This window comes from Streptomyces sp. NPDC032161 (assembly GCF_040636995.1).
In the GTDB taxonomy this organism is placed as follows: domain Bacteria; phylum Actinomycetota; class Actinomycetes; order Streptomycetales; family Streptomycetaceae; genus Streptomyces.
The window spans coordinates 925,333-948,608 of sequence record NZ_JBEZVN010000001.1; the positions used below are offsets into that span (position 1 = coordinate 925,333).

General features: G+C 71.2%; 24 protein-coding genes, 1 pseudogene and 1 CRISPR repeat array. Of the genes and pseudogenes, 17 read left to right on the top strand and 8 right to left on the bottom strand.

Going from position 1 to position 23,276, the window contains the following annotated elements; genetic code table 11:
- The first annotated feature begins 79 nt into the window (after positions 1-79).
- The 3 genes from deoC to AB0E67_RS03900 are packed head-to-tail and all read left to right on the top strand — an operon-like array spanning position 80 to position 3,460.
- Positions 80-1,081 carry a deoxyribose-phosphate aldolase gene (gene deoC, locus AB0E67_RS03890; RefSeq protein ID WP_362021446.1) on the top strand — a complete coding sequence of 334 codons (1,002 nt, stop codon included), beginning with the start codon at positions 80-82 and terminating at the stop codon, positions 1,079-1,081.
- 5 nt (positions 1,082-1,086) lie between these two features.
- Positions 1,087-2,556 (top strand): aldehyde dehydrogenase family protein, encoded by a 1,470-nt coding sequence (locus AB0E67_RS03895; RefSeq protein ID WP_362020514.1) that lies wholly within the window; start codon positions 1,087-1,089, stop codon positions 2,554-2,556.
- On the top strand, positions 2,546-3,460 hold the full coding sequence (locus tag AB0E67_RS03900) for an aldehyde dehydrogenase family protein (RefSeq protein WP_362020516.1): 915 nt from the start codon (positions 2,546-2,548) through the stop codon (positions 3,458-3,460). Before AB0E67_RS03895 ends, AB0E67_RS03900 begins: the two co-directional genes overlap by 11 nt.
- Before the next feature lie 108 nt (positions 3,461-3,568).
- Here AB0E67_RS03900 and AB0E67_RS03905 read toward each other — a convergent pair whose 3' ends face one another.
- Positions 3,569-3,973, bottom strand: coding sequence for a hypothetical protein (locus tag AB0E67_RS03905; protein ID WP_362020519.1), 405 nt, complete (start codon positions 3,971-3,973; stop codon positions 3,569-3,571).
- Positions 3,974-4,035: 62 nt separating this feature from the next.
- On the opposite strand from AB0E67_RS03905, the gene AB0E67_RS03910 reads away from it, so the two are divergent.
- Positions 4,036-4,743, top strand: a complete 708-nt coding sequence (locus tag AB0E67_RS03910) for a uridine kinase (RefSeq protein WP_362020522.1) — start codon at positions 4,036-4,038, stop codon at positions 4,741-4,743.
- 225 nt (positions 4,744-4,968) lie between these two features.
- Here the strand turns inward: AB0E67_RS03910 and AB0E67_RS03915 are convergent, their stop codons facing one another.
- A complete protein-coding gene (locus AB0E67_RS03915) occupies positions 4,969-5,793 on the bottom strand; it encodes a SigE family RNA polymerase sigma factor (RefSeq protein WP_362020525.1) in 825 nt (274 codons plus the stop codon).
- 192 nt (positions 5,794-5,985) lie between these two features.
- On the opposite strand from AB0E67_RS03915, the gene afsQ1 reads away from it, so the two are divergent.
- The 5 genes from afsQ1 (at position 5,986) to AB0E67_RS03940 (ending at position 9,805) form a co-directional block, all read left to right on the top strand.
- Positions 5,986-6,663: a two-component system response regulator AfsQ1 gene (afsQ1, locus tag AB0E67_RS03920; protein ID WP_199883123.1), complete on the top strand. Its 678-nt coding sequence runs from the start codon at positions 5,986-5,988 to the stop codon at positions 6,661-6,663.
- Positions 6,660-8,216 carry a HAMP domain-containing sensor histidine kinase gene (locus tag AB0E67_RS03925; RefSeq protein WP_362020528.1) on the top strand — a complete coding sequence of 519 codons (1,557 nt, stop codon included), beginning with the start codon at positions 6,660-6,662 and terminating at the stop codon, positions 8,214-8,216. Before afsQ1 ends, AB0E67_RS03925 begins: the two co-directional genes overlap by 4 nt.
- Positions 8,216-8,914: a GerMN domain-containing protein gene (locus AB0E67_RS03930; RefSeq protein WP_362020531.1), complete on the top strand. Its 699-nt coding sequence runs from the start codon at positions 8,216-8,218 to the stop codon at positions 8,912-8,914. The genes AB0E67_RS03925 and AB0E67_RS03930 overlap by 1 nt, the downstream gene beginning before the upstream one ends.
- A gap of 46 nt (positions 8,915-8,960) precedes the next feature.
- A complete protein-coding gene (locus tag AB0E67_RS03935; RefSeq protein ID WP_362020534.1) occupies positions 8,961-9,509 on the top strand; it encodes a VanZ family protein in 549 nt (182 codons plus the stop codon).
- Positions 9,510-9,601: 92 nt separating this feature from the next.
- Entirely contained in the window at positions 9,602-9,805 is a 204-nt protein-coding gene (locus tag AB0E67_RS03940) for a PspC domain-containing protein (RefSeq protein WP_073781639.1), read from the top strand.
- Between the two features lie 149 nt (positions 9,806-9,954).
- Here AB0E67_RS03940 and AB0E67_RS03945 read toward each other — a convergent pair whose 3' ends face one another.
- Positions 9,955-10,269, bottom strand: coding sequence for a hypothetical protein (locus AB0E67_RS03945; protein WP_362020537.1), 315 nt, complete (start codon positions 10,267-10,269; stop codon positions 9,955-9,957).
- Between the two features lie 159 nt (positions 10,270-10,428).
- Positions 10,429-11,583: an adenosine deaminase gene (locus tag AB0E67_RS03950; RefSeq protein ID WP_362020540.1), complete on the bottom strand. Its 1,155-nt coding sequence runs from the start codon at positions 11,581-11,583 to the stop codon at positions 10,429-10,431.
- Positions 11,584-11,686: 103 nt separating this feature from the next.
- Here AB0E67_RS03950 and AB0E67_RS03955 point away from each other — a divergent pair, with 103 nt between their 5' ends.
- From AB0E67_RS03955 to AB0E67_RS03965, 3 genes are all read left to right on the top strand, one after another.
- A complete protein-coding gene (locus AB0E67_RS03955; protein WP_362020543.1) occupies positions 11,687-12,460 on the top strand; it encodes an alpha/beta hydrolase in 774 nt (257 codons plus the stop codon).
- 233 nt (positions 12,461-12,693) lie between these two features.
- Entirely contained in the window at positions 12,694-13,191 is a 498-nt protein-coding gene (locus AB0E67_RS03960) for a hypothetical protein (protein ID WP_362020546.1), read from the top strand.
- A gap of 11 nt (positions 13,192-13,202) precedes the next feature.
- On the top strand, positions 13,203-13,688 hold the full coding sequence (locus AB0E67_RS03965; protein ID WP_362020548.1) for a hypothetical protein: 486 nt from the start codon (positions 13,203-13,205) through the stop codon (positions 13,686-13,688).
- Positions 13,689-13,729: 41 nt separating this feature from the next.
- Positions 13,730-14,856: a CRISPR direct-repeat array (repeat unit 29 nt; unit sequence GGGACCACCCCCGCACGCGCGGGGAGCAC).
- Between the two features lie 958 nt (positions 14,857-15,814).
- Here the strand turns inward: AB0E67_RS03965 and AB0E67_RS03970 are convergent.
- On the bottom strand, positions 15,815-16,207 hold the full coding sequence (locus tag AB0E67_RS03970; protein WP_362020551.1) for a hypothetical protein: 393 nt from the start codon (positions 16,205-16,207) through the stop codon (positions 15,815-15,817).
- Entirely contained in the window at positions 16,204-16,494 is a 291-nt protein-coding gene (locus AB0E67_RS03975) for a hypothetical protein (protein WP_362021448.1), read from the bottom strand. The genes AB0E67_RS03970 and AB0E67_RS03975 overlap by 4 nt, the downstream gene beginning before the upstream one ends.
- A 65-nt stretch (positions 16,495-16,559) precedes the next feature.
- On the opposite strand from AB0E67_RS03975, the pseudogene AB0E67_RS03980 reads away from it, so the two are divergent.
- A pseudogene (locus AB0E67_RS03980) lies at positions 16,560-17,398 on the top strand (helix-turn-helix transcriptional regulator).
- Positions 17,395-17,610, top strand: coding sequence for a DUF397 domain-containing protein (locus AB0E67_RS03985; protein WP_362020553.1), 216 nt, complete (start codon positions 17,395-17,397; stop codon positions 17,608-17,610). The pseudogene AB0E67_RS03980 and the gene AB0E67_RS03985 overlap by 4 nt, the downstream one beginning before the upstream one ends.
- 89 nt (positions 17,611-17,699) lie before the next feature.
- On the opposite strand, the gene AB0E67_RS03990 is transcribed toward AB0E67_RS03985, so the two are convergent.
- Positions 17,700-18,653, bottom strand: coding sequence for a LysR family transcriptional regulator (locus AB0E67_RS03990; RefSeq protein WP_362020555.1), 954 nt, complete (start codon positions 18,651-18,653; stop codon positions 17,700-17,702).
- A 62-nt stretch (positions 18,654-18,715) separates the two neighbouring features.
- Between AB0E67_RS03990 and AB0E67_RS03995 the strand changes: the two genes are divergently transcribed.
- From AB0E67_RS03995 to AB0E67_RS04005, 3 genes are all read left to right on the top strand, one after another.
- Positions 18,716-20,050: an MFS transporter gene (locus AB0E67_RS03995; protein WP_362020557.1), complete on the top strand. Its 1,335-nt coding sequence runs from the start codon at positions 18,716-18,718 to the stop codon at positions 20,048-20,050.
- A 454-nt stretch (positions 20,051-20,504) separates the two neighbouring features.
- Positions 20,505-21,221, top strand: coding sequence for a L,D-transpeptidase family protein (locus tag AB0E67_RS04000; protein ID WP_362020559.1), 717 nt, complete (start codon positions 20,505-20,507; stop codon positions 21,219-21,221).
- A gap of 279 nt (positions 21,222-21,500) precedes the next feature.
- Positions 21,501-22,499 (top strand): sigma-70 family RNA polymerase sigma factor, encoded by a 999-nt coding sequence (locus AB0E67_RS04005; protein WP_362020562.1) that lies wholly within the window; start codon positions 21,501-21,503, stop codon positions 22,497-22,499.
- 348 nt (positions 22,500-22,847) lie between these two features.
- Here the strand turns inward: AB0E67_RS04005 and AB0E67_RS04010 are convergent, their stop codons facing one another.
- The gene (locus AB0E67_RS04010) at positions 22,848-23,249 is read right to left on the bottom strand and encodes an STAS domain-containing protein (protein WP_362020565.1); all 402 of its coding nucleotides are present in this window, start codon (positions 23,247-23,249) and stop codon (positions 22,848-22,850) included.
- Positions 23,250-23,276: the final 27 nt, after the last annotated feature.

The window sequence follows — 23,276 nt, forward strand, 5'->3', positions numbered from 1 at the left end:
GTCGTCCCCGCACGAGTTCCCGGAGGACCCCACCCCCTGTACACGCCGCTACGCGCGTAGATATGCTCATCTGGTGACCATGCCCACCACAGCTCCCTCCCCCAGGCTCTCGACTGCGTTCGAGCAGGGCGGCACCCCCCTCTCGGACGCGACCGCGTCCGACAGTGCGCTGCGCCGCTTCCTGCACGGGCTGCCCGGCGTCGACGCCGTCGGCCTCGAAGCGCGCGCCGCGTCCCTCGGAACCCGTTCGATCAAGACGACGGCCAAGGCGTACGCCATCGATCTGGCCATCTCGATGATCGACCTGACGACGCTGGAAGGCGCGGACACCCCGGGCAAGGTCCGGGCCCTCGCCGCCAAGGCCGTCCACCCCGACCCGACCGACCGCACGACCCCGCACACCGCGGCGGTCTGCGTCTACCCCGACATGGTGGAGACCGCCGTCGCCGCGCTCGACGGCTCCGGCGTGAACGTGGCGTCGGTGGCGACGGCCTTCCCGGCCGGGCGCGCCGCGCTCGACGTGAAGCTCGCGGACGTCCGCGAGGCCGTGGCCGCCGGGGCCGACGAGATCGACATGGTGATCGACCGCGGCGCCTTCCTCTCCGGCCGCTACCTCAAGGTGTACGAGGAGATCCTGGCCGTGAAGGCCGAGTGCGCGCGGGCCGACGGCCCCGACGCCCGACTGAAGGTGATCTTCGAGACCGGTGAGCTGTCCACGTACGACAACATCCGCCGCGCCTCCTGGCTCGGCATGATGGCGGGCGCCGACTTCATCAAGACGTCGACCGGCAAGGTCGGGACGAACGCCACGCCCGCGAACACCCTGCTGATGCTGGAGGCGGTGCGCGACTTCCGGGCGCAGACCGGGGTGCAGATCGGCGTGAAGCCGGCCGGCGGCATCCGCACGTCCAAGGACGCGATCAAGTTCCTGGTGCTGGTGAACGAGACCGTGGGCACGGACTGGCTGGACAACCACTGGTTCCGGTTCGGCGCCTCCAGCCTGCTGAACGACCTGCTGATGCAGCGTCAGAAGCTCAGCACCGGCCGTTACTCCGGCCCCGACTACGTGACGGTGGACTGATCCCCATGACATCCGCATCCGCTTCCGCAAGCGCATCCGCTTCCGCGTTCGAGTACGCGCCCGCGCCCGAGTCGCGCGCGGTCGTCGACATCGCGCCCTCGTACGGCCTGTTCATCGACGGCGAGTTCACCGACGCGGCCGACGGCCGGGTCTTCAAGACGGTCTCGCCGAGCACCGAGGAGGTGCTGTCCGAGGTCGCGCGGGCCGGCGCCGAGGACGTCGACCGGGCCGTGGGGGCGGCCCGCAAGGCGTTCGAGAAGTGGTCGGCGCTGCCCGGTTCCGAGCGCGCCAAGTACCTCTTCCGGATCGCCCGGATCATCCAGGAGCGCAGCCGCGAGCTCGCCGTCCTCGAAACCCTCGACAACGGCAAGCCGATCAAGGAGACCCGGGACGCGGACCTGCCCCTGGTCGCGGCGCACTTCTTCTACTACGCGGGCTGGGCCGACAAGCTGGATCACGCCGGTTTCGGCCCGGACCCGCGCCCTCTCGGCGTCGCGGGCCAGGTCATCCCGTGGAACTTCCCGCTGCTGATGCTGGCGTGGAAGGTCGCCCCTGCGCTCGCCACCGGCAACACGGTGGTGCTGAAGCCCGCCGAGACGACCCCGTTGTCCGCGCTGTTCTTCGCGGACATCTGCCGCCAGGCCGGCCTGCCCAAGGGCGTCGTGAACATCCTCACCGGTTACGGGGACGCGGGCGCGGCGCTCGTCGAGCACCAGGACGTCGACAAGGTGGCGTTCACCGGCTCCACGGCGGTCGGCAAGCGGATCGCCCGCTCGGTCGCCGGCACCTCCAAGAAGGTGACCCTCGAACTGGGCGGCAAGGGCGCCAACATCGTCTTCGACGACGCCCCGGTCGACCAGGCCGTCGAGGGCATCGTCACGGGCATCTTCTTCAACCAGGGCCAGGTCTGCTGCGCCGGCTCGCGGCTGCTCGTGCAGGAGTCGATCCAGGACGAGCTGCTGGACGCGCTCAAGCGGCGGCTGTCCACGCTCCGGCTCGGCGACCCGCTGGACAAGAACACCGACATCGGCGCGATCAACTCCGCCGAGCAGCTCGCCCGGATCACCGCGCTCACCGAGACGGGCGAGGCCGAGGGCGCCGAACGCTGGACCGCCCCCTGCGAACTGCCCACCGCCGGCTACTGGTTCGCGCCGACGCTGTTCACGAACGTCACCCAGGCGCACACCATCGCGCGCGACGAGATCTTCGGCCCGGTGCTGTCCGTGCTGACATTCCGCACCCCCGACGAGGCGGTCGCCAAGGCCAACAACAGCCAGTACGGCCTGTCGGCGGGCATCTGGACGGAGAAGGGCTCCCGCATCCTCGCGGTGGCGAACAAGCTCCGGGCGGGCGTCGTCTGGGCCAACACGTTCAACAAGTTCGACCCGACCTCGCCGTTCGGCGGCTACAAGGAGTCGGGCTTCGGCCGCGAGGGCGGTCGTCACGGCCTGGAGGCGTACCTCGATGTCCGATAACCGTCCGAACCGTCTGAGCGTGTTCAAGACCTACAAGCTGTACGTCGGGGGCAAGTTCCCCCGCTCCGAGAGCGGCCGGGTGTACGAGGTGACGGACTCGAAGGGCAAGTGGCTGGCGAACGCCCCCCAGTCCTCCCGCAAGGACGCGCGGGACGCGGTCGTGGCCGCCCGCAAGGCGTTCGGCGGCTGGTCGGGCGCGACCGCGTACAACCGCGGTCAGGTCCTCTACCGCGTCGCGGAGATGCTGGAGGGCCGCCGGGACCAGTTCGTGCGCGAAGTGGCGGAGGCGGAGGCCTTGTCGAAGTCCAAGGCGGCGGCGCTCGTGGACGCGACGGTCGACCGCTGGGTCTGGTACGCGGGCTGGACCGACAAGATCGGCCAGGTCGTGGGCGGGGCGAACCCGGTCGCGGGCCCGTTCTTCAACCTGTCGACGCCCGAACCGACCGGGGTGGTCGCGGTCCTGGCGCCGCAGGAGTCCTCGTTCCTGGGGCTGGTCTCGGTGCTCGCCCCGGTGATCGCGACCGGCAACACCGCGGTCGTCGTCGCCTCGGCCGCGTCCCCGCTGCCCGCCCTGTCCCTGGGCGAGGTGCTGGCCACCTCCGACGTGCCGGGCGGCGTGGTGAACATCCTGTCCGGGAGGACTGCGGAGATCGCGACGCCGCTCGCCTCCCACCAGGACGTCAACGCCATCGACCTCACGGGCGCGGACCCGGCCCTGGCGAAGGAGCTGGAGGTCGCGGCGGCGGACAACCTGAAGCGCGTGCTGCGTCCACAGCCTGTGGGCGGGGAGGGCGCCCTCGACTGGTCGGCCGATCCGGGCACCCACCGGCTGACGGCCTTCCTGGAGACCAAGACGGTCTGGCACCCGACGGGCGCGCTGGGCGTGTCGGGCTCCTCGTACTGAGCCGGAGCCGGGGCCCCGGCACTGCGCACCGCGGCGCTCCGGCAGCACGGCGGCGGCCCGCTCCCCGGACTTCCGGGAGCCGGCCGCCGCCTTGTCGGTGCGCCGACGTCAGCCGTTCAGGAGGCCCACCGCCTGCCCCGCCACCGGCAGGTCCTTCAGTGTGCCCCCGCTGGTCAGCGGGTCGGTGACGACGCCCGTGGTGACCGGCTTGAAGTCGGCGACCTGCGTGCCGACGGTGTTGTCCAGCGGGTCCGTGCCGGTCCCGGCCAGCGGGTCGAGTTTCAGCCGCGTGACCGGCGCGATGCCGCTCTGGAGCGGCTGCCCGACCGCCCCGGTCACCGCGCTGCCCGCCCCCTCGATGCCGGTGTCGGCACCCGTGGCCGGCACGAGGGGCAGCGGAGCCGCCTGGGCCGCCGCGCCTCCCGCGCCCAGCGCGGCGCCCACCGCGGTGATGGTCAGACCCGCCCTCAGCAGGGCGTGGCGCCGGGAGGTGTTCAGTGCGTGACGTGCCATGAGTTCCCACCTGATCGATGCGGTCGTGTAATCGATTGAGTGCGCAGCGTAGTTGAGGTGTGATGCTCGATACCAACGCGACCACCGGGGGATCCCCTGCCCGGGTCAATGCCTCACACTCGTGTCCTGTGAATTCCCAACCGATCCCGACCCGTGTCGTGCTGCTCGCCGGACCGTCCGGCTCCGGCAAGTCCCACCTCGCCGCCCGCACCGAACTGCCGGTGCTGCGGCTGGACGACTTCTACAAGGAGGGCGACGACCCCACGCTGCCGCTCGTTCCCGGCAGCACGGACATCGACTGGGACTCCGTACGGTCCTGGGACGCCGACGCGGCGGTCGCGGCGATCCAGGAGCTGTGCCGCACCGGGCGCACGGACGTCCCGGTGTACGACATCTCCACGAGCTCCCGGGTCGGCCGGGAGACCCTCCACATGGCGCGCACACCGCTGTTCGTGGCCGAGGGGATCTTCGCGGCGGACATAGTCGAGCGCTGTCAGGAGCTCGGTGTGCTCGCGGACGCGCTGTGCCTGCGCGGCCGTCCGACGACTACGTTCCGCCGCCGACTGATGCGGGACCTGCGGGAGAGCCGCAAGTCCGTGCCGTTCCTGCTGCGGCGCGGTTGGCGGCTGATGCGGGCGGAACGGCGGATCGTGGCCCGGCAGGCGGCACTGGGCGCCCACCCCTGCGGCAAGGAGGAGGCGCTGGGCCGACTGGCGGCCGCGGCAGCCGGCCGCTGCCGCCGCACCCCCACGGCACGCGGAACGGTGTGACGGCCGACGCCCCGCACGGTCGTACCCCACGCACACCCCCCAGGCCCACGCCCGCGCACACCGTCACGGGCGACGTGCCCCGCACACCCCCACGCGCGACAACCCACCCCTCACACACGCCGACGGGGGCGGACAGGCCCCCCAGCCCGTCCGCCCCCGCGGTGTTTCCCTTCCCCCTGTACTCCGCCGCCTCCCGCGAAGCGGCGCCCCCGTATCCCCCCGCCCTCAGGCCACCAACTCGCCGAAGGACTCCTGCTGGTCACGGCCGAAGCTGAGGACCTCGTCCTCGCGCAGCCGGCGGAGCGACCGCCAGATGCTGGACTTCACCGTGCCGACACTGATGTCGAGTATGGACGCGATCTCCGGGTCGGTGCGGCCCTCGTAGTAACGCAGGACCAGCATCGTGCGCTGGAGTTCGGGCAGCCGGGCCAGCGCCTGCCACAGCACGGCGCGCAGCTCCGTGCCGCGCATCGCGTCCGTGTCACCGGGCGTCTCCGGCAGCTCCTCGGTCGGGTACTCGTTGAGCTTGCGCCTGCGCCAGGCGCTGATGTGCAGATTGGTCATGGTGCGGCGCAGATAGCCACCGACCGCCGCCTTGTCGCTGATCCGGTCCCAGGCCCGGTACGTCGAGAAGAGGGCGCTCTGCAGCAGGTCCTCGGCCTCGAACCGGTCGCCGGTCAGGTGGTAGGCGGTCGCGTACAGGGAGGCGCGGCGCTCCCGGACGTAGGCCGTGAACGCCGTGTCGACGTCCTCGGCCCGCGCCGGTGCCTTCCGCTCCCCCGTGGCCTCCCCGTACGCGGTTTCCCCGTGCTTCCCCCCCACGGACGCGTCGACCACCGCCATCCAGGGCCGTCGGCCCTGGTCGGCGGACGCGGACGACGACGTGTGCGAACGCCCGGCGCCGCGGGCGCACCCCCGTGCTCCCCCGTGCTCCCGGCCCCGTTCCAGCAGGGCCGTACCCGCTCCGGCACCGGACTTCTCGGCGCTCCGGCCGACATCGTGGAGACGCGTGACAACTGCGCTTGCGGTGATGCTGTGAGTTGCGTTCATCTCGCGCCCCCCATCGGTGGAGTCCGGCCGTTCCGTGTGCCAACGAGCTTGCCGGGGCAGTTTCATCACGCTGTCCCCCGACTGTCACAGCCCTGTCACAGGGCCTGTCGTCGCCGCGTGGCCCGCCCGGCGGGTGTACGTGTGGGCGCCGACGGTCGAACTGAGGCTCCACCATGGGCCAGAATGACCATCGTGCCTTTCCTGTTGCTGATCGAGGACGACGATTCCATCCGCACGGCCCTCGAACTCTCGCTGTCACGCCAGGGCCACCGTGTGGCCACCGCGGCGACGGGAGAGGACGGCCTGAAACTGCTGCGCGAGCAGCGGCCCGACCTGATCGTGCTGGACGTGATGCTGCCCGGTATCGACGGCTTCGAGGTGTGCCGTCGAATCCGGCGCACCGACCAGCTGCCGATCATCCTGCTGACGGCGCGCAGCGACGACATCGACGTGGTGGTCGGGCTGGAGTCCGGCGCCGACGACTACGTGGTGAAGCCGGTGCAGGGCCGGGTGCTCGACGCCCGCATCCGGGCGGTGCTGCGCCGGGGCGAGCGCGAGTCCACCGACTCCGCGGTCTTCGGGAACCTGGTGATCGACCGGTCCGCGATGACCGTGACGAAGAACGGCGAGGACCTCCAGCTCACGCCGACCGAGCTGCGGCTCCTGCTGGAGCTGAGCCGGCGGCCGGGCCAGGCCCTGTCGCGGCAGCAGTTGCTGCGGCTGGTCTGGGAGCACGACTACCTGGGCGACTCCCGTCTGGTGGACGCCTGCGTGCAGCGGCTGCGTGCCAAGGTGGAGGACGTGCCGTCGTCGCCGACCCTGATCCGTACGGTTCGGGGCGTGGGCTACCGACTGGACTCGCCTCAGTGAGCGGTGTCGCCGAACGGAGCCTGCTCGCGGGGCTGCGCTGGACGAGCCTGCGTCTGCGCCTCGTCGTCGTGTTCGGACTGGTGGCGCTGACCGCCGCGGTGTCGGCCTCGGGCATCGCCTACTGGCTGAACCGCGAGGCGGTGCTGACGCGTACCCAGGACGCGGCGCTCGGGGACTTCCGGCAGGAGATGCAGAACCGGGCGGCGTCGCTGCCGCTGCGGCCGACCAAGGACGATCTGCAGAACGCCGCCGTCCAGATGGCGAGCAGTTCGCCCGGGTACAGCGTGCTGCTGGTCGACGAGCGCGACGCGGGCAAGCCCATCGTCGGCAACTCCGACCTGGACACGTTCACGCTCGACAACGTTCCGCCGTCGCTGCAGAAGGCGGTGACCGAGGAACAGAAGGTGGGCGCGGACAACACGTACGAGTACCACCTGTTCTGGCAGCGGACCAGCATCCGCGGCATGCCGTACCTGGTGGGCGGTACGAGGATCACCGGCGGCGGCCCGACCGGTTACATGCTGAAGTCGCTGGACCAGGAGCGGCAGGACCTGAACTCCCTCGCCTGGTCGCTGGGGATCGCCACCGCGCTCGCGCTGATCGGTTCGGCGCTGCTGGCGCAGGCGGCGGCGACGACCGTGCTGCGGCCCGTGCAGCGGCTCGGCGACGCCGCGCGCAAGCTCGGCGAGGGCAAGCTCGACACCCGGCTCGTGGTGTCCGGAACCGACGAACTCGCGGATCTCTCCCGGACGTTCAACAGAACCGCCGACGCGCTGGAGAAGCGGGTCGCGGACATGAGCGCGCGGGAGGAGGCCAGTCGACGGTTCGTCGCGGACATGTCGCACGAACTGCGTACCCCGCTCACGGCGCTGACCGCCGTCACCGAAGTGCTGGAGGACGAGGCGGACGGTCTCGACCCGATGATCGCGCCCGCGGTGCATCTGGTGGTGAGCGAGACGCGGCGCCTCAACGACCTGGTGGAGAACCTGATGGAGGTCACCCGCTTCGACGCGGGTACGGCCCGGCTCGTGCTCGACACGGTCGACGTCTCCGATCAGGTGACCGCCTGCGTCGACGCGCGTGCCTGGCTGGACGCGGTGGACCTGGACGCCGAGCGCGGCATCATGGCCCGTCTCGATCCGCGCCGGCTCGACGTGATCCTGGCGAACCTGATCGGCAACGCGCTCAAGCACGGCGGCTCGCCGGTAGGGGTCGCGGTGCGGACCGAGGGCGACGAACTCGTCATCGAGGTCCGCGACCACGGCCCCGGCATCCCCGAGGACGTCCTGCCGCACGTCTTCGACCGTTTCTACAAGGCCAGCGCCTCGCGCCCGCGCTCCGACGGCAGCGGTCTCGGTCTGTCGATCGCGATGGAGAACGCGCACATCCACGGCGGCGACATCACGGCCTCGAACTCGCCGGACGGCGACGGCGCGGTGTTCGTCCTGCGGCTGCCGCGCGACGCCGAGTCGCTCACCCGTTCCGGGACCGAGAGGGCCGACACCGGCGGGGACGGCACGAGGTGCCCGGACGAGGAGGACGACGCGACGTGATGGGCAGCAACCACCGGGCACGCCGTTCGGGGACGGCGCTGGCCGGGGCCGCGCTCACGGCGGTGCTGGCCGCGGGCTGCGGGATCAGGACCACGTCCGTTCCGGTGGACGCCGGTCCCGCACCGTCCCGCGTCCCGTGCTCGATGCCCGCGCAGGACGTGACCGCGCAGGCCCTCCAGGGCATACCCATGCAGATCCATCTGGTCTGCTCCTCGCAGCTGGCCACGGTGGACCGCACCGTCCAGGTCGACGAGTCGACCACGGACCGGACCCGCGTCGCGCGGGCGGTCCTGGAGGAGCTGCGGCGCAGACCGTCGGACGACGAGCGGCGGGCCGGGTTCACCACGGCCGTCCCGGAGAAGCTGCGGATAGGCGCGGCGCGCGTCGGCGACCCCCGGGCCACGCTGCGGCTGAGCGAACAGCCGGAGGACCTGCCGACCGAGGCACTCGCACAGATCGTGTGCACGTACGCGGAGAGCACGACACTCGCGCCGAACGGCACGGTGGTCCTGGGCGGCCCCGGGAAGTACCCGGCGCGCGGATACCTCTGCACCGCGGAGACGAAGGCCAGGCCGCAGACGGCGACGCCGCTGACGGCCCCCACGGACGAGGGCACCGGCCAGGGTCGCGGCCAGGGCACGGGCGCGAGCACGGAGACGGACACCGACGCGGGAACGGGGATGGGGACGGGCGACTGAGCCGGGGCCCGGAACCGATCCCACCGCCCGACGCGTCTAGGGGGGCGTGCGTCAAGGTTCGGACAGCCAGACTGTCATCCGTTTCCGCGCGGCCGGGATCCTTCTCCTCCTCGCGCATCTGCTGTTCGTCGGGTGGCTGACCCTGCGTCCACTCGATGTGCCGTGGATGACCGCTTCGAATCTGCGACCACTCGCCGGCATCAGAGCCGACCTCTCCCTCGGCCCGGTCGAGGCCGCCCGCCGGATCGGCGAGGGGCTGCTGCTGCTCGCCCCGCTCGGCGTCCTGCTGCCCATGGCCGGGGGTCGCCTGTTCGTCTCCCCGTGGGCCTCGATGGCCCGTACGGTCGCCGCCGGAGCGCTGATCTCGCTGGGCATCGAGCTGGCGCAGACCGGGGTGCCCGGACAGCGGGTCGACGTGGACTCGCTGCTGCTGAACACCATCGGCGTGGCGCTCGCCCACCTGCTGGTCGTGCCGATGTGCCGGGCCCGGCTGCGGCGCAGGAGGCGGCGGCGGACGAAGCCCGTTCCGCACCCGGCGGACGAGACGGCTCAGGGCTCGACCCCGACGATTCCCAGGGTCGGGATGGCACCGTAGAGCGACGTTTTGCCCCCGTTCGCCGAGCGACGATGGACACATCGGGAGCACGACGGAACTGCTCCCCACCAACGTTCGCGAAGGAGCCCACCATGGCCGCACTTGCCCGCCCCCGAGACGGACGCATGATCGGCGGAGTGTGCGCCGCGCTGGCACGGCGCTTCGGCACCTCCGCGGGAACCATGCGGGTGATCTTCCTGCTGTCCTGCCTGCTGCCGGGGCCGCAGTTCCTGCTGTACCTGGCGCTGTGGGTGCTGTTCCCGTCCGAGGAGGAGTCGTCGGCCACCGCCTGGTGACCTCGTAGCAGGACTCCGCAGTACGCGGGGGACCCGGGACAGTACGCACGACACGAACGACATACCTGTGACACGACACGCCTGTGGGGCGGGCGTCCGATTCCGGAAGCCCGCCCCACAGGCGTGTGCCACACGTGCCCGTTACGGGATCAGCCGAGCGGGATGCCGCTGGCCGAGAGGCCGCCGGTCTTCGCGCCACCCGCCGGCAGGCCACCGAGGAGGCCCTTGACCGGGGCGGTGACATTGCCGACGAGCTTCTGCTGGCCGGTGCCGAGGAGCTTGGTGGCGGCCCCCTCGACCGGTCCGGGCTTGGCGGCGGCACCGAGAGCGGAACCGGCGACCGGAAGCGCGGTGGCCGCGGCGTCGGTCGGCAGCACTGCGGCGGAGGCGGTCCCCGCGGCGACGGCGGCGAAAGCGGCACCGAGAGCGGCGGCACCGAGGGTCCTGGCAGCAGAATGCTTCATGGGGAGTTCATCCTTGGGGAAGGGGAATGGGCGGCTCTGGAACGAGCGGCTCTGAAAAGTAGTCAGCTCGCCACCCCTCCCGCAAACATCCCCCGCAGCGAAAACGGCCGGTGAATTCCGCGCGCCCGCGCGGACCGGCCGTCTTCAAATCCGCGTGTGTCACTCCCCCGGAGAGGAAGAAGCGCTGGTCGCGGCGGTCTGCTGGAAAAGCCACTCCGACTTGAGCTCGGCATAGCCGGGCTTGATCACATCATTGATCATCGCCAGACGTTCATCAAAAGGGATGAACGCAGACTTCATCGCGTTGACGGTGAACCATTGCATGTCGTCGAGCGTGTATCCGAAGACCTCGCTCAGCTTCTCGAATTCATGGCTCATGGTCGTGCCGCTCATCAGCCGGTTGTCCGTGTTCACGGTGGCACGGAAATGCAGCTTCCGGAGCAGCCCGATGGGGTGCTCGGCATACGAGGCGGCGGCCCCGGTCTGGAGGTTGGAGGTCGGGCACAGCTCCAGCGGGATGCGCTTGTCCCGTACGTACGAGGCGAGACGGCCGAGCGTCACACTGCCGTCCTCGGCGACCTGGATGTCGTCGATGATGCGGACGCCGTGGCCGAGCCGGTCGGCGCCGCACCACTGGATGGCCTGCCAGATCGACGGCAGACCGAACGCCTCGCCCGCGTGGATGGTGAAGTGGTTGTTCTCGCGCTTGAGGTACTCGAACGCGTCGAGGTGCCGGGTGGGCGGGAAGCCCGCCTCGGCTCCCGCGATGTCGAAGCCGACGACGCCCTGGTCGCGGTAGCGGTTGGCGAGTTCGGCGATCTCCAGGGAGCGGGCGGCGTGCCGCATCGCGGTGAGGAGCGCCCCGACGCGGATGCGTTGACCGTCCCGGCGAGCGCGCCGCTCGCCCTCGCGGAACCCCTCGTTGACCGCCTCGACGACCTCTTCGAGCGTCAGACCGGCCTCCAGGTGCTGCTCGGGGGCGTACCGCACCTCGGCGTACACCACACCGTCCGCGGCGAGGTCCTCGGCGCACTCGGCGGCCACCCGGACCAGCGCCTCGCGGGTCTGCATGACGGCGCAGGTGTGCGCGAACGTCTCCAGGTAGCGTTCCAGCGACCCGGAGTCCGCCGCCTCGCGGAACCAGACGCCGAGCTTGTCCGGCTCGGTCTCGGGCAGTCCGCCGTATCCGCTCGCGAGGGCGAGATCGACGATCGTTCCGGGGCGCAGGCCACCGTCGAGGTGGTCGTGGAGAAGGACCTTGGGGGCACGCCGGATCTGATCCCGGCCGGGCATGTGCGGGGTGGGACTCATCATTCGGGCACTCTAGCTCCTACGCGCGTAGAATGTCGCTCGTCGATACGCAACAGTGACCGCGTAGACGGGTGGAGTACACCCGTGCTTCTGACACTGTTCTGTCATGGCACAGCGCGCGCTCCCCCTACCCGCCGCGAGACTGGGACGGGCCGTCGGCACGGCCGGAGCACCGACCGCGGTCAGCGGCGTGGTCCTGCTGCTCCCGGACGGCGAACCCGCCTCGCACCGCCGCCCTTCCCTCTTCTCGTACGCCTTCCAGTTCCCCCTGGCCCGGACCCTGGCCCGCGCCGGCCGCACGGACGGCCTCGCCGTCCACGTGGTCCACTACCGCTGCCGTGGCTGGAACACGGCCGACGCCCAGCTCGCGGCGGACGCCGAATGGGCGGCGGACGAAGTCGTACGCCGCTACGGCGACGTCCCCGTCTGCCTCGCCGGCCACGGCATGGGCGGCCGGGCCGCCCTGCGCGCGGGCGGCCACACGGCGGTCAACTCCGTTCTGGCGATGGCCCCCTGGCTCCCCGCGAACACGACGGACGAACCGAATCCGGAACCAGAACCGGTCAAGCACCTGCTCGGCCGACGGGTCCTGCTCGTCCACGGCACGAACGACGCCCGCACCGACCCCGAACTCTCCTTCCACCTGGCCGCACGCGCGAAGAAGACCAACCGCGACACCTGCCGCTTCGAGGTCCACTCCGACGGCCACTCACTGCGCCAGCACCGTGCCGAAGTCACGGCCCTGGCCACGAACTTCATCTGCGGCTCGCTCCTCGGCCACCCCTATGCCCGCCCCGTCGCCGACGCCCTCGCGGCCCCGCCGCCACTGGGCCTGCGGATGCCCCTGGCGGCGGGATTCGGGAAGTCGCTGCGGGGGTGAGGGGACGAGGTGAGGTGGCGGGTTCGGGCGAGCGCGCGGGGAGCTTGCGCGAGGTAAAGGCCAGGCGGTTGCGGGTCGGGCGTTCAGCCTCATCGTGAGTTCAACGTACGGCGAGTCGCATTGATGAGGTTCTGCGCGTCGACGCCGTGCACGGCGGATTCCCGCGGGGGAAGACGATGACCTGCCGCCTCGGATCACGTTGCACGCAACGTCATAGGCCCCGTGTCCGAGCCATGCTCTACACCCGGGAGGCATGGGCATACGCGGCGCAGGGGCGGCATGCTGGGTTCCGACGGGACACGGCACGAGCAGAAGAGGCGCTGAGTGATGCGGCCGAGGGCGACGACGAGCCGTACTGGATCGCCTACTTCGGCGAAGCCGAGCTTGCGGGGGTGACCGGCGGGCGTCTGCTCGACCTTGCTCGCAGCGATCCACGTACGTATGCGGACCAGGCGGCCACCGAGATTCGGACGGCTTTGTCTCTGCGTGGTGCAGAGGCCGGCCGATCTCATGCTCTGGACCGAATCGGCCTCGCCGAGTGCAGCTTCCTGGCGAATGACGTGGTGGGCGGCGCGGCTGAAGCGGTCCGCGCGGTCGAGGCGGCCCGGGGCACCCAATCGGCGCGTGTCCGGTCGCAGCTCAAGCGCTTCTACCCGTACACGGTGGGCCACGGCGCCTCCAGCTCCGTGCGGGCGGCGCGGGATAGTATCCGCGACCTGCTGTCGACCTGAAGGAGAGCGACGTGACAACCCTTGCGGTGACCGGGCACATGGACCTGATCGAGGGCACCGTTCCCTTGGTCCGCGCAGCCCTGGCCGACCTGCTCACTCAGTACAGCTCTGATCTTGTCGGCGTCTCCTGCATCGCCAAGGGCGCTGACTCCTTGTTCGCGGAGGCCGTCCTTGCGGCTGGTGGGCGTCTGACTGCCGTCATCCCCTCCCAGGACTACCGACAGAGCAAGGTCAAGCCTGATCACGCGCCGGTCTTTGACCGCCTGGTGGGGGCCGCCGAGGACGTCTTCGTCCTCTCTCATGAGACCGCCCATCGGGGGGCGTACGAGGCTGCCAATGCCGAGCTGCTGCGGCGGGCTGATCGCCTTGTTGCTGTGTGGGACGGATGCCCTCCGTCAGGGAAGGGCGGGGGGACAGCCGACACAGTCGAGGCGGCTCGGGCCGCGGGGCTGCCCGTGGATGTGGTGTGGCCAGAGGGAGCAGCTCGTAAGGGCTGACCCCGAACGCACGAAACCGCCCCTCCCCGCGCTGCGGGAAGGGGCGAAACCCCGCACGCGCGGGGAGCACGTGCTGGATCGCATGCCCGAGCTGCTTGCCCCGGGACCACCCCCGCACGCGCGGGGAGCACGTTTACCGACAGCTCCGGGTCGGTGATGCCCAGGGACCACCCCCGCACGCGCGGGGAGCACGAGACGGCCCGCGCGTACAGCCTCGCGGGGGAGGGACCACCCCCGCACGCGCGGGGAGCACCGACGGTGGGCACGGTGGATGTGCGAGAGGAAGGGACCACCCCCGCACGCGCGGGGAGCACAGGGCCTTGACCAGCTTCGACACCGTGCCCTTGGGACCACCCCCGCACGCGCGGGGAGCACACGCGTTCGCGGACGCCCTGTCGGCCCGCTGGGGGACCACCCCCGCACGCGCGGGGAGCACCGCTTTGGCCTTGGCCAGACGGACAGGGGCCTGGGACCACCCCCGCACGCGCGGGGAGCACGGCGACTTCGGATCGCTCCTGCCGTTTTCGTAGGGACCACCCCCGCACGCGCGGGGAGCACGGTTTCCACGGCGATTCGCCCATCCGTGACCAGGGACCACCCCCGCACGCGCGGGGAGCACTTTCGTCGCCCTGTTCTCGCAGGTCGCAGGCGGGGACCACCCCCGCACGCGCGGGGAGCACTCCCACCCTGCCCCCGAGGACATCGCGCAAGAGGGACCACCCCCGCACGCGCGGGGAGCACGTAGCCGACCTTCCCAGTTCCGGGGCCGATGCGGGACCACCCCCGCACGCGCGGGGAGCACCGTGAGGCGTACTACTGGGCGGTGGTCGCGGGGGGACCACCCCCGCACGCGCGGGGAGCACCGCACCGGCTCCGGCGACCACCCCGAAGGAGAGGGACCACCCCCGCACGCGCGGGGAGCACATTGACGACCTGCGGGCCCGGGGTGTGCTCGGGGGACCACCCCCGCACGCGCGGGGAGCACGCGGCCTGGTCCTCGGGGGAGAGGGCGCCGGCGGGACCACCCCCGCACGCGCGGGGAGCACTCATCACTCCGGTGTTGGATGGGTTTTGCACTGGGACCACCCCCGCACGCGCGGGGAGCACTACTTATCCGAACTCCCCTTAGAAGGGCGAGAGGGACCACCCCCGCACGCGCGGGGAGCACAGTTCCTGACCTGCGGGTTCAGGAGGCAGGACGGCTGTTTTTACTCACTTCCTTGAATCGCGACATTGCGAGCAAAAGCCCCACCTGACGCACTGATCCGTCACTCCTTCGGCTTGCACGAAGCTCATGCCCGGCGAAGCGGTCAAGCTCCATGGAGACTACTCGGCAACCGTCAGTCCCTGGCAAGGTAAGACCCATGCGGAGCTGACTCCCGGGACACCGGCCATCCCGAAGGGCCCGCCCGTCGATGGCTGACGGATCCAGACGGCAGACAGCTCGTGCCGGGCACTTCGAAGAGTTGGCACGAACGTACCCTTCCTGTGGGTGTCTCGCGTAACGGGGAGGGGCACGGCGTGCCGGGGCAGCGCGGAGCCGCGCCCGATCGGGCGGGCGACCGGACGGGCCCTGTTCTGCGAAGGGGCTGATGGGCACGAGGGCCACGCGATCCGTATCAGTGGGGAATGCCCTCGATGATGTCCCTGGCGCCCTGCCGCAGTAGTTCGGCGCAGACCTGCGAGCCGAGTACGGCGGGATCGTTCATGGACTCGCCCCAGAAGTACGCGTGAACGGGTCCTCGGCTCCGCCCCTGTGGCGTCGCGCGGAGCCGAGCGACCGCCGTCGGATGGCTGCCGGTCGTGAGCGGCCCGGAGCCCTGGGAATTTCCCACCGACGACGGAAGCTATGCGGGGCTACGGCAGGTCGACGACCGGTCACTCCGCGCAACCTGCGGTGGAGGCGGGAGGCGAGCATGCCGGGAAGCCGGCGCTTGTCGTACGCGGAAAGCACGTCCAGTTCGGAGGTGTGCCATCCGGTGTCCGTGAGTTGGTAGACGGTGCCCGACACCCCGTAGAGCTGGGGTTTGCGTACTGCGGTCTGCGGTCTGCGGTCTGCGCGGTGGAGCCCGCCCGACTGCCGCCGTCTCCACGACATGGGGGCAGCCGGGCGGGGCTTTGAGGGGCTACACGCTGATCAGCGTGTCCGCCTTTTGGGTGAAATCCGGTATGCACAAGGGGCGGGCCGTAAGCCCGTACCAACACGCCCCGTCCCGGGCGATGAACTCGAACTCGGCCCCAGTAGCAAGCCGATGCAGCGCTTCGCCCTGGTGCTCGTCGTCGGCGGCCCAGGCGCGCAACTCGGCCGGGGCGTCGGGCCCGGACGAAGGCGCGGCTCGTAACGCCGCTCGGGAAATCCACGGGGTGCCGGGGTCCGGGTCCAGTCCGTTCGCGAGCCGTTCGGCCTGCCCCCGGAGCCACCGGAGGGCGAGCCGCGGGGACGCGACGAGCACTCCGCCGAGATAGAAGGTCGTCCGTGCGTCACCTGCGTATACCTCGGCAAGGACCCGCCCCGTCACAGCAGTTCGCCACGGCTGCGACGATTGGCGCGGGCGGTCTCGGCGCGCAGGCGCTCTATCGGGTCGGCGGTCCGGACGCGGGCGGGCTCGGCTTCCCACTCGGCGCCGCCACCGACCGGCCGCAACGACCAGTAGGGGCCGGCAACCCCTCGGAACTCCCCCACGCGCTTGCCCTGTGAGGTGTCCACCACGATCGTTCCGGGGGCCGGGAGTTGTGGGGGTTCCTGTCCACTGCTCGGGGGCCGCTCTTCGCAGGCACGTGCCGCTCCTCTCCGTAGTGACTCCACTACCAAGGGGGCCCAGCGTGACCTACAGTCAGCCCGTCTTCAACGTTCCGTAGCCGGAGGGCACATTGGTAAGCCTCAAGGAGTTAAACCCTGAAGCAAGCCCGCAGGCGGCCTTCGGCGCACGGGTACGTAGCGCACGCGAGGCACGTAGCTGGAAGCAAGACGATCTCGCCTCGTTGGTCGGCTACTCCGGCAGGCACATCTCAGGGTGGAAACTGGCCGCAAGCCGCCGACTCAGCGCTTTTCGCGGAGCTTGGACACGGCGCTCGGACTTACGGGCACCGCCGAGTCGTTCGAGCGTGCCTGGGGGGAGATCCGGAACGGCAGCCTGCTGGAAGGCTTCCCGGAGTACCTGGGGCAAGAGGAACGCGCAACGGAGATCCGCCTGTTCGAAGTGGGAGTGATCCCCGGGCTCCTCCAGACACCGGAGTATGCGAGAGCCATTGAAGAGGGGCATGTGAAGCGAGGCATGCTCACCCCCGAGCAAGCAGCCGAGCGGGTTCAGTCCCTGGCGGAACGCCAGGCTGCTCTGGTTCGCCGCAATCCACCCATCGTGATCGCGATCTTGGACGAGAGCTGCATCCGCCGACCGATCGGCGGAGCCAGGGTCATGGACCGCCAGTTGGCTCATCTCATCGAGTTCGCCGAGCTGCCGAACACCGTGCTCCAGGTGGCTCCCTTCACCATCGGTGAACGCCGCCCGTTCAACCGATTGGTGAATCTGCTGACTCTGCCCGACCGTTCCGTGATGTCCTACGTGGAGTCCCAGACCGACGGACACCTGGACAGGGAAATCACCTCTGTACTACCACTGGTGAGGGCCTACCATCAGCTACAGGCCGAAGCGCTGTCCCAAGCGGCATCGGTCGCCGTGATCGACGAGGTACGAAAGGGCGCCCCGTGACGACCGACTCTCCCTCCCTCCGCTGGGTCAAGTCCTCCTACAGCGGCAGTGGCGGTTCCTGCGTCGAATGGGCCCCGGCGCATGCGTCTGCCACTGGCATCGTCCCCGTTCGCGACTCCAAGAACCCGAACGGCCCGGTGCTGAACGCCTCCGCCGAGGCTTTCGCGTTCTTCGTGGCAAGCGTCAAGGCCGAAGGGTTCGGCACCATCTGACCCACCGCGCCACCCGCTACCGAGCGCGACGAAGCCTCGCCTCGCTCCCCGGATCGGGAGTGCGGCGGGGGCTTCGGTCATGCTGCCCGTCACTCCGGCAGCAGGTGCCCCCGGCGCGACAGCAGGAAGCGTTTGAACGCCGCCACCGGCGGGGTGTCCGGGTGGCCGTCGAGCCAGGCGACCCCGATCTCGCGGGCCGCCCTCGGGGCCGTCACCGTCAGTTCGACGACGCCGGGGCGAGCCACCGCGGGCGGGGGCAGCAGGGCGACGCCGAGGCCGGCGGCGACGAGGCCGCGCAGGGTCTCCGCCTCCTCGCCCTCGAAGGCGATCCTGGGCCTGAAGCCCGCCTGGGCGCACAGGTCGTCGGTGATCCGGCGCAGGCCGTAGCCCGGTTCGAGGGTTACGAACTTCTCGTCGGCGGCCTCCGCGAGGCGGATGCGGCGGCGGGTGGCGAGGCGGTGGTCCTCGGGGACGACGAGGCGCAGCCGCTGTTCGTCGAGGCGGCGGGCGACCAGGTCGGGGGCGTCCGGGACGGGTGAGGTGAGGCAGAGGTCGAGGCCGCCGGACCGGAGGCGTTCGATCATCGCCTCGCCGTAGTTCTGGACGAGCTGGAAGCGTACGCCGGGATGGTCGGCGCGGAAGGCGCGGAGCAGGGCGGGCACGGTCTCGGAGCCCATGGTGTGCAGGAAGCCGAAGGCGACCCTGCCGGTGGCCGGATCGGCGTCGGCCCGTACCGAGTCGGCGGCCTTCTCGACCTCGGACAGGGCCCGCTCGGCGGAGGCCAGGAAGGTGCGGCCCGCGGGAGTGAGCGAGACGGTACGGCCCTTGCGGGCGAACAGGGCGACCCCCAGGTCCTGTTCGAGCCTGACCATCGACCGCGAGAGCGTCGACTGCGGCACGCCCAGTTCGTGCGCGGCGCGGGTGACGTGCTCGTGGCGGGCCACCGCCGCGAAGTGGGCGAGGCGTGGTGCGAGGACGGCCCGAATGTCTTCTTCGTAACTGCTGGGTGACAGCCGCGGCTGTGAGCTGGGTTCATGCACCATGGGATTAATTATGTCCGTTTCATGCATTGGACGCATGAAACGGTGGGGCCTACGTTCGAAGCATGCCTCCTGCCAGTACCGGGGCGGCCACGATCACCGTGGTCGCCTCGCCCCAGCCGTCCCCCGTAGCCGACGCCCCCGTACCCGCCGCGACCGCCATTGCGGGGCCTGCCGCCGCGGTCGGTACCGCCGAGCCGGACCGCCTCGAACCCGGCCGCCCCGGCTACCGCCGGATGAGCTTCGCCCTCTTCGCCGCGGGTGTCGCGACCTTCGCGCTCCTCTACTCCACGCAGGCCCTGCTGCCCGCCGTCTCCGCCTCGCTGGGCGCCACGGCCGGACAGGCCAGCTGGACGGTCTCCGCCGCGACGGGCGCGCTGGCGCTGTGCGTGCTGCCGCTGAGCGCGCTCTCCGAGCGGTTCGGGCGGCGGCAGATGATGACCGCGTCGCTGACGGTCGCCGTACTGGTCGGGCTGCTCGTGCCCTTCGCCCCCTCGCTGGGCTGGCTCGTCGCGCTGCGCGCCGTACAGGGCGCGGCGCTGGCCGGGCTGCCCGCCTCCGCGATGGCGTACCTGGCGGAGGAGGTGCGGCCCAAGGCGCTGGTGGCCACGATCGGACTGTTCGTGGCGGGCAACAGCATCGGCGGTATGAGCGGCCGCGTCCTCACCGGCTGGATCGCCCAGCTGTGGGGCTGGCGGGCGGCGCTCGGCGCGGTCGGGCTGCTCGCCGCGGCCTGCGCGGTCGCGTTCCACTTCATGATCCCCAAGGCGCGGCACTTCGCCCCGGGTTCGCTGAACCCGAAGGCCGTGGCGCGGACGGTGTGCGGGCATCTCGCCGATCCGCTGCTGCGTCGGCTGTACGCGATCGGCGCGCTGTTCATGACGGTGTTCGGCGCGGTCTACACCGTGATCGGCTACCGGCTGGTGGCGGAGCCGTTCGGTCTTCCGCAGGGTGTCGTCGGCTCGATCTTCCTCGTCTACCTCGTCGGTACGGTCTCCTCCGCCGCGGCCGGAAAGCTGGTCGCCCGGCTCGGCCGCCGGGGCGCGCTGTACCTGGCCGTCTCCACGACCGCCGCCGGACTGCTGTTCTCGCTCGCCGACGACGTGGCCCTCGTGCTCCTCGGACTGGTGCTGATCACGGCGGGCTTCTTCGCCGGGCACGCGGTCGCCTCCTCGGCCGTGAGCCGTACGGCGACGAGGGGCCGGGCCCAGGCGTCGGCGCTCTACCAGTCCGCGTACTACCTGGGATCCAGCGCGGGCGGCACGCTCGGTGCGGTCGCCTTCCACGCCGCCGGCTGGTCCGGAACCGTTTCGCTGGGGCTGCTCGCGGTTCTCGGCGTCGTCACGGTCACGCTGTACGGCTCACGGGCCGCGCGGCGCGCGACGGCCCCGGCCCGGTGACGGCACCGATCCGCCCTTGACCGCGTGGGCGTCTCGCGGGACCGCACACGGTACCCACGCGAGGGTCGCCCCATCCGGAACGTCCGGACCATCGGAACAGCCCGAACATCCGCAGCGCCCGGAACGCCCGGAGCATCCGGGACGCAGGGGCGGCCCCCGCGGGCGCTCAGCTGGACCGGTCTCCGGTGCAGCGGTGGATGCTCCCTGCCGAGTTCGCGCCCCCGCACGCTCGTCCACGACCCCGCCGCTCACCGGAAGCTCCTTGCCTCACAAGGAGACCGGGAGGAGGGGCCGGTCGGCGACCGTGAGAAGGTCGACGGGCTGCCGCGGGGCCCGTCGACGGATACGGAGATCCGGGACAGAACCGAGACGTATGCGCACACAACCATCGGCTCCCCGACGCGCGTCTAGCAGGCAGGACCACGTCACCACTCAGGAAGGGAAGTCGGCGGAGATGAAATTGACGGCATCCATAGGGGGCGCCCGGTCACGGCGGGCACTCGCGCTGTCCGTCGCCGGGCTGACGGCGGCGCCCGCGCTCGTGCTCGGCACCAGTGGACCGGCGCAGGCCGCGAGCTGCACGGCGTCCACCGGGCCGTACCAGAAGCAGGTCGAGAAGTACCTGCACCGGCCGGTCGACGGCAAGCAGTCCGCCGCCGACTGCAAGGCGATCCGGTCGTTCCAGAACACCTACGGGGTCACCCCCGCGATCGGCTACGCCGGTACGGTCACCTGGCGGACGATGAAGACGCTCACGGCCCAGAAGGCGGCCGGCAAGAACCCGAACAAGGACAAGAAGTGCCCCACGAACAAGGGGCGCATCGCGTGTGTGGACCTGACCCGGCAGCTGAGCTGGATCCAGGACGGCGGGAAGCTGAAGTTCGGTCCGGTGCCGGTGCGGACCGGGCGGGACGGGTACGAGACCCGCACCGGTCTGAAGAAGGTCTACTGGCGGAACATCGACCACGTGTCGTCGATCTACCACGTGCGGATGCCGTACTCCCAGTTCTTCGACGGCGGGCAGGCGTTCCACTCGGTCGGCCTGAAGATGTGGAACAACCCGGGGTCGCACGGCTGCGTCAACATGCGGGACGCCGACGCGAAGGCGTACTGGAAGCTGCTGAAGAACGGCGACGACGTGTACGTGTACGGGCGCAAGCCCGGCACCTGAGCCGAGTCGGCGTCCGGGCCCGTCGGTGTCCGACCGCTTTCCGCGCCGGGACCTGCCGGCCGTGAGCCCGTCCGAACCCGGGTCCGTCGGCGCGTGACCGAGTCCGCATCCGGGTCCATCCGCACCCCGTCGTCCTCGCCCCGCGTCGTCCTCGCCGTCCCGTACGCGGTGTGCCGGGACGGGCACGGCTTGGCCGCTTCCCACCCCCGTTGTCAGTGGGCTCCGGTAGCGTCCGAAGGACCGAAGTGATCGGTGTCACAGGGCAACAGGGGTGGAGCGATGAGTGATCTGACGGTGCCGGCGGGGACGGCGGACATCGACAGCCGGCTGGAGGGGCACCGGGTCGAGCTGACCGGCTACTGCTACCGGATGCTCGGCTCGGCCTTCGAGGCGGAGGACGCCGTACAGGACACGTTGGTGCGCGCCTGGCGCAGCTTCGAGCAGTTCGAGGGGCGTTCGTCGCTGCGCTCCTGGCTGTACCGCATCGCCACCAACGTCTGCCTGGACATGCTGAAGGCGGGCAGCAAGCGCGCCCGGCCGGTCGACCTGTCGGGCCCGACACCGCTCGCCGACGCGGCGCTCAACCCGCTGCCGGAGAACACCTGGCTGGAGCCGATGCCGGGCGGGCGGATCCTGCCGTCGGTCGACGACCCGGCGGAGGCCGCGGTGGCGCGCGAGTCGGTGCGGCTCGCGTTCGTCGCGGCGTTGCAGCATCTGCCGCCCAAGCAGCGGGCCGTGCTGATCCTGCGCGAGGTGCTGGCCTGGAAGGCGAGCGAGGTCGCCGAGCTGCTCGACACCTCGGTCGCCTCGGTGAACAGCGCCCTCCAGCGGGCGCGTGCCACGCTCACGGAGCACGCGGGCAAGCCTGCCGACACCGCGAACCCGCTCGACGAGGAGCAGCGCAAACTCCTCGAACGGTACGTCGCCGCCTTCGAGGGATACGACATGGCGGCGCTGACCGCGCTGCTCCACGAGGACGCCGTGATGACCATGCCGCCGTTCGACCTCTGGCTCCGGGGGCACGCCGACATCACCGGCTTCATGCAGACCATCGGCGCGGCCTGCGCGGGCTCGCGACTGGTGGCGACGGAGGCCAACGGCACCCCGGCGTTCGCGCACTACAAGCCGGATCCGGACGGCCCGGGGTTCGTGCCGTGGGCGGTGCAGGTCATCGACGTCTCGGAGGGCTCCATCACGGGGATGCACTGCTTCCTGGACACGCCCCGCTGGTTCCCGCTGTTCGGGCTGCCGGACCGGCTCGACACCGACGCGGTGTGAGACCCGGCCGATATGACACTGAGCGCGGCCGACGCGGCCCGGCGGTGTCGCCGTCCCCCACGGAGACGGTGGTCCCGGAGGGCGGCACGGTCACGTTCTCGGTGCGGGTGTGCGCGCGGGCCGAGACGGAGGGCGAGGCGGTCCGGGACGGGGACTGAGGACGAGCGGGGCAGGCGGGCGTCGGGCGGCGCGCCTCCCCTGGAACGTTGTCCCTGGGGCGCCTCCCCTGGAACGTTGTCCCTGGGGCGTCGCCCTTGGAGAGTCGTCCCTGGGGCGTCGCCCCTCAGGCCTCGTCGCCTGCGGCCCCGCGCCGGCAGCGTCCCGGGTCCCGAACCTCGCCCCCATACCTCACGGCTCCGGCGCCCGGGCCCCCGGTCCGGAGCCGCGGCCTTCGGGGATCGGCCCGCCCGCCCCGGGCCCCGGCCCGCAGTCCCCACGTTCCGCCCCGTGGGTCACGTCCAGCACACCGGACAGCCCCAACAGGTCGAGCAGGGCGAGCAGTTCGGAGGGTGCGTTGCGCAGGCGCAGGCGCTTGCCGCCCGCCCGCCGGGCGACGAGTCCCAGCCGTGCCACGGCCTCGACCAGGGCCAGGTCCACCTGTGCGACGCCGCCCACGTCGCAGTCCACCCGGTCGTCCGGGACGCGTACGGTGCCCTCGGCGTCGTACAGCAGGGACTCCAGCTCGGCGCAGAGTCCCGGTACCGCGGCCCGCGTGACGCGGCCGGTGACGACGAACACGTTCGGGGTCATCGATTCCACGTCAGACAGACCGCTCCC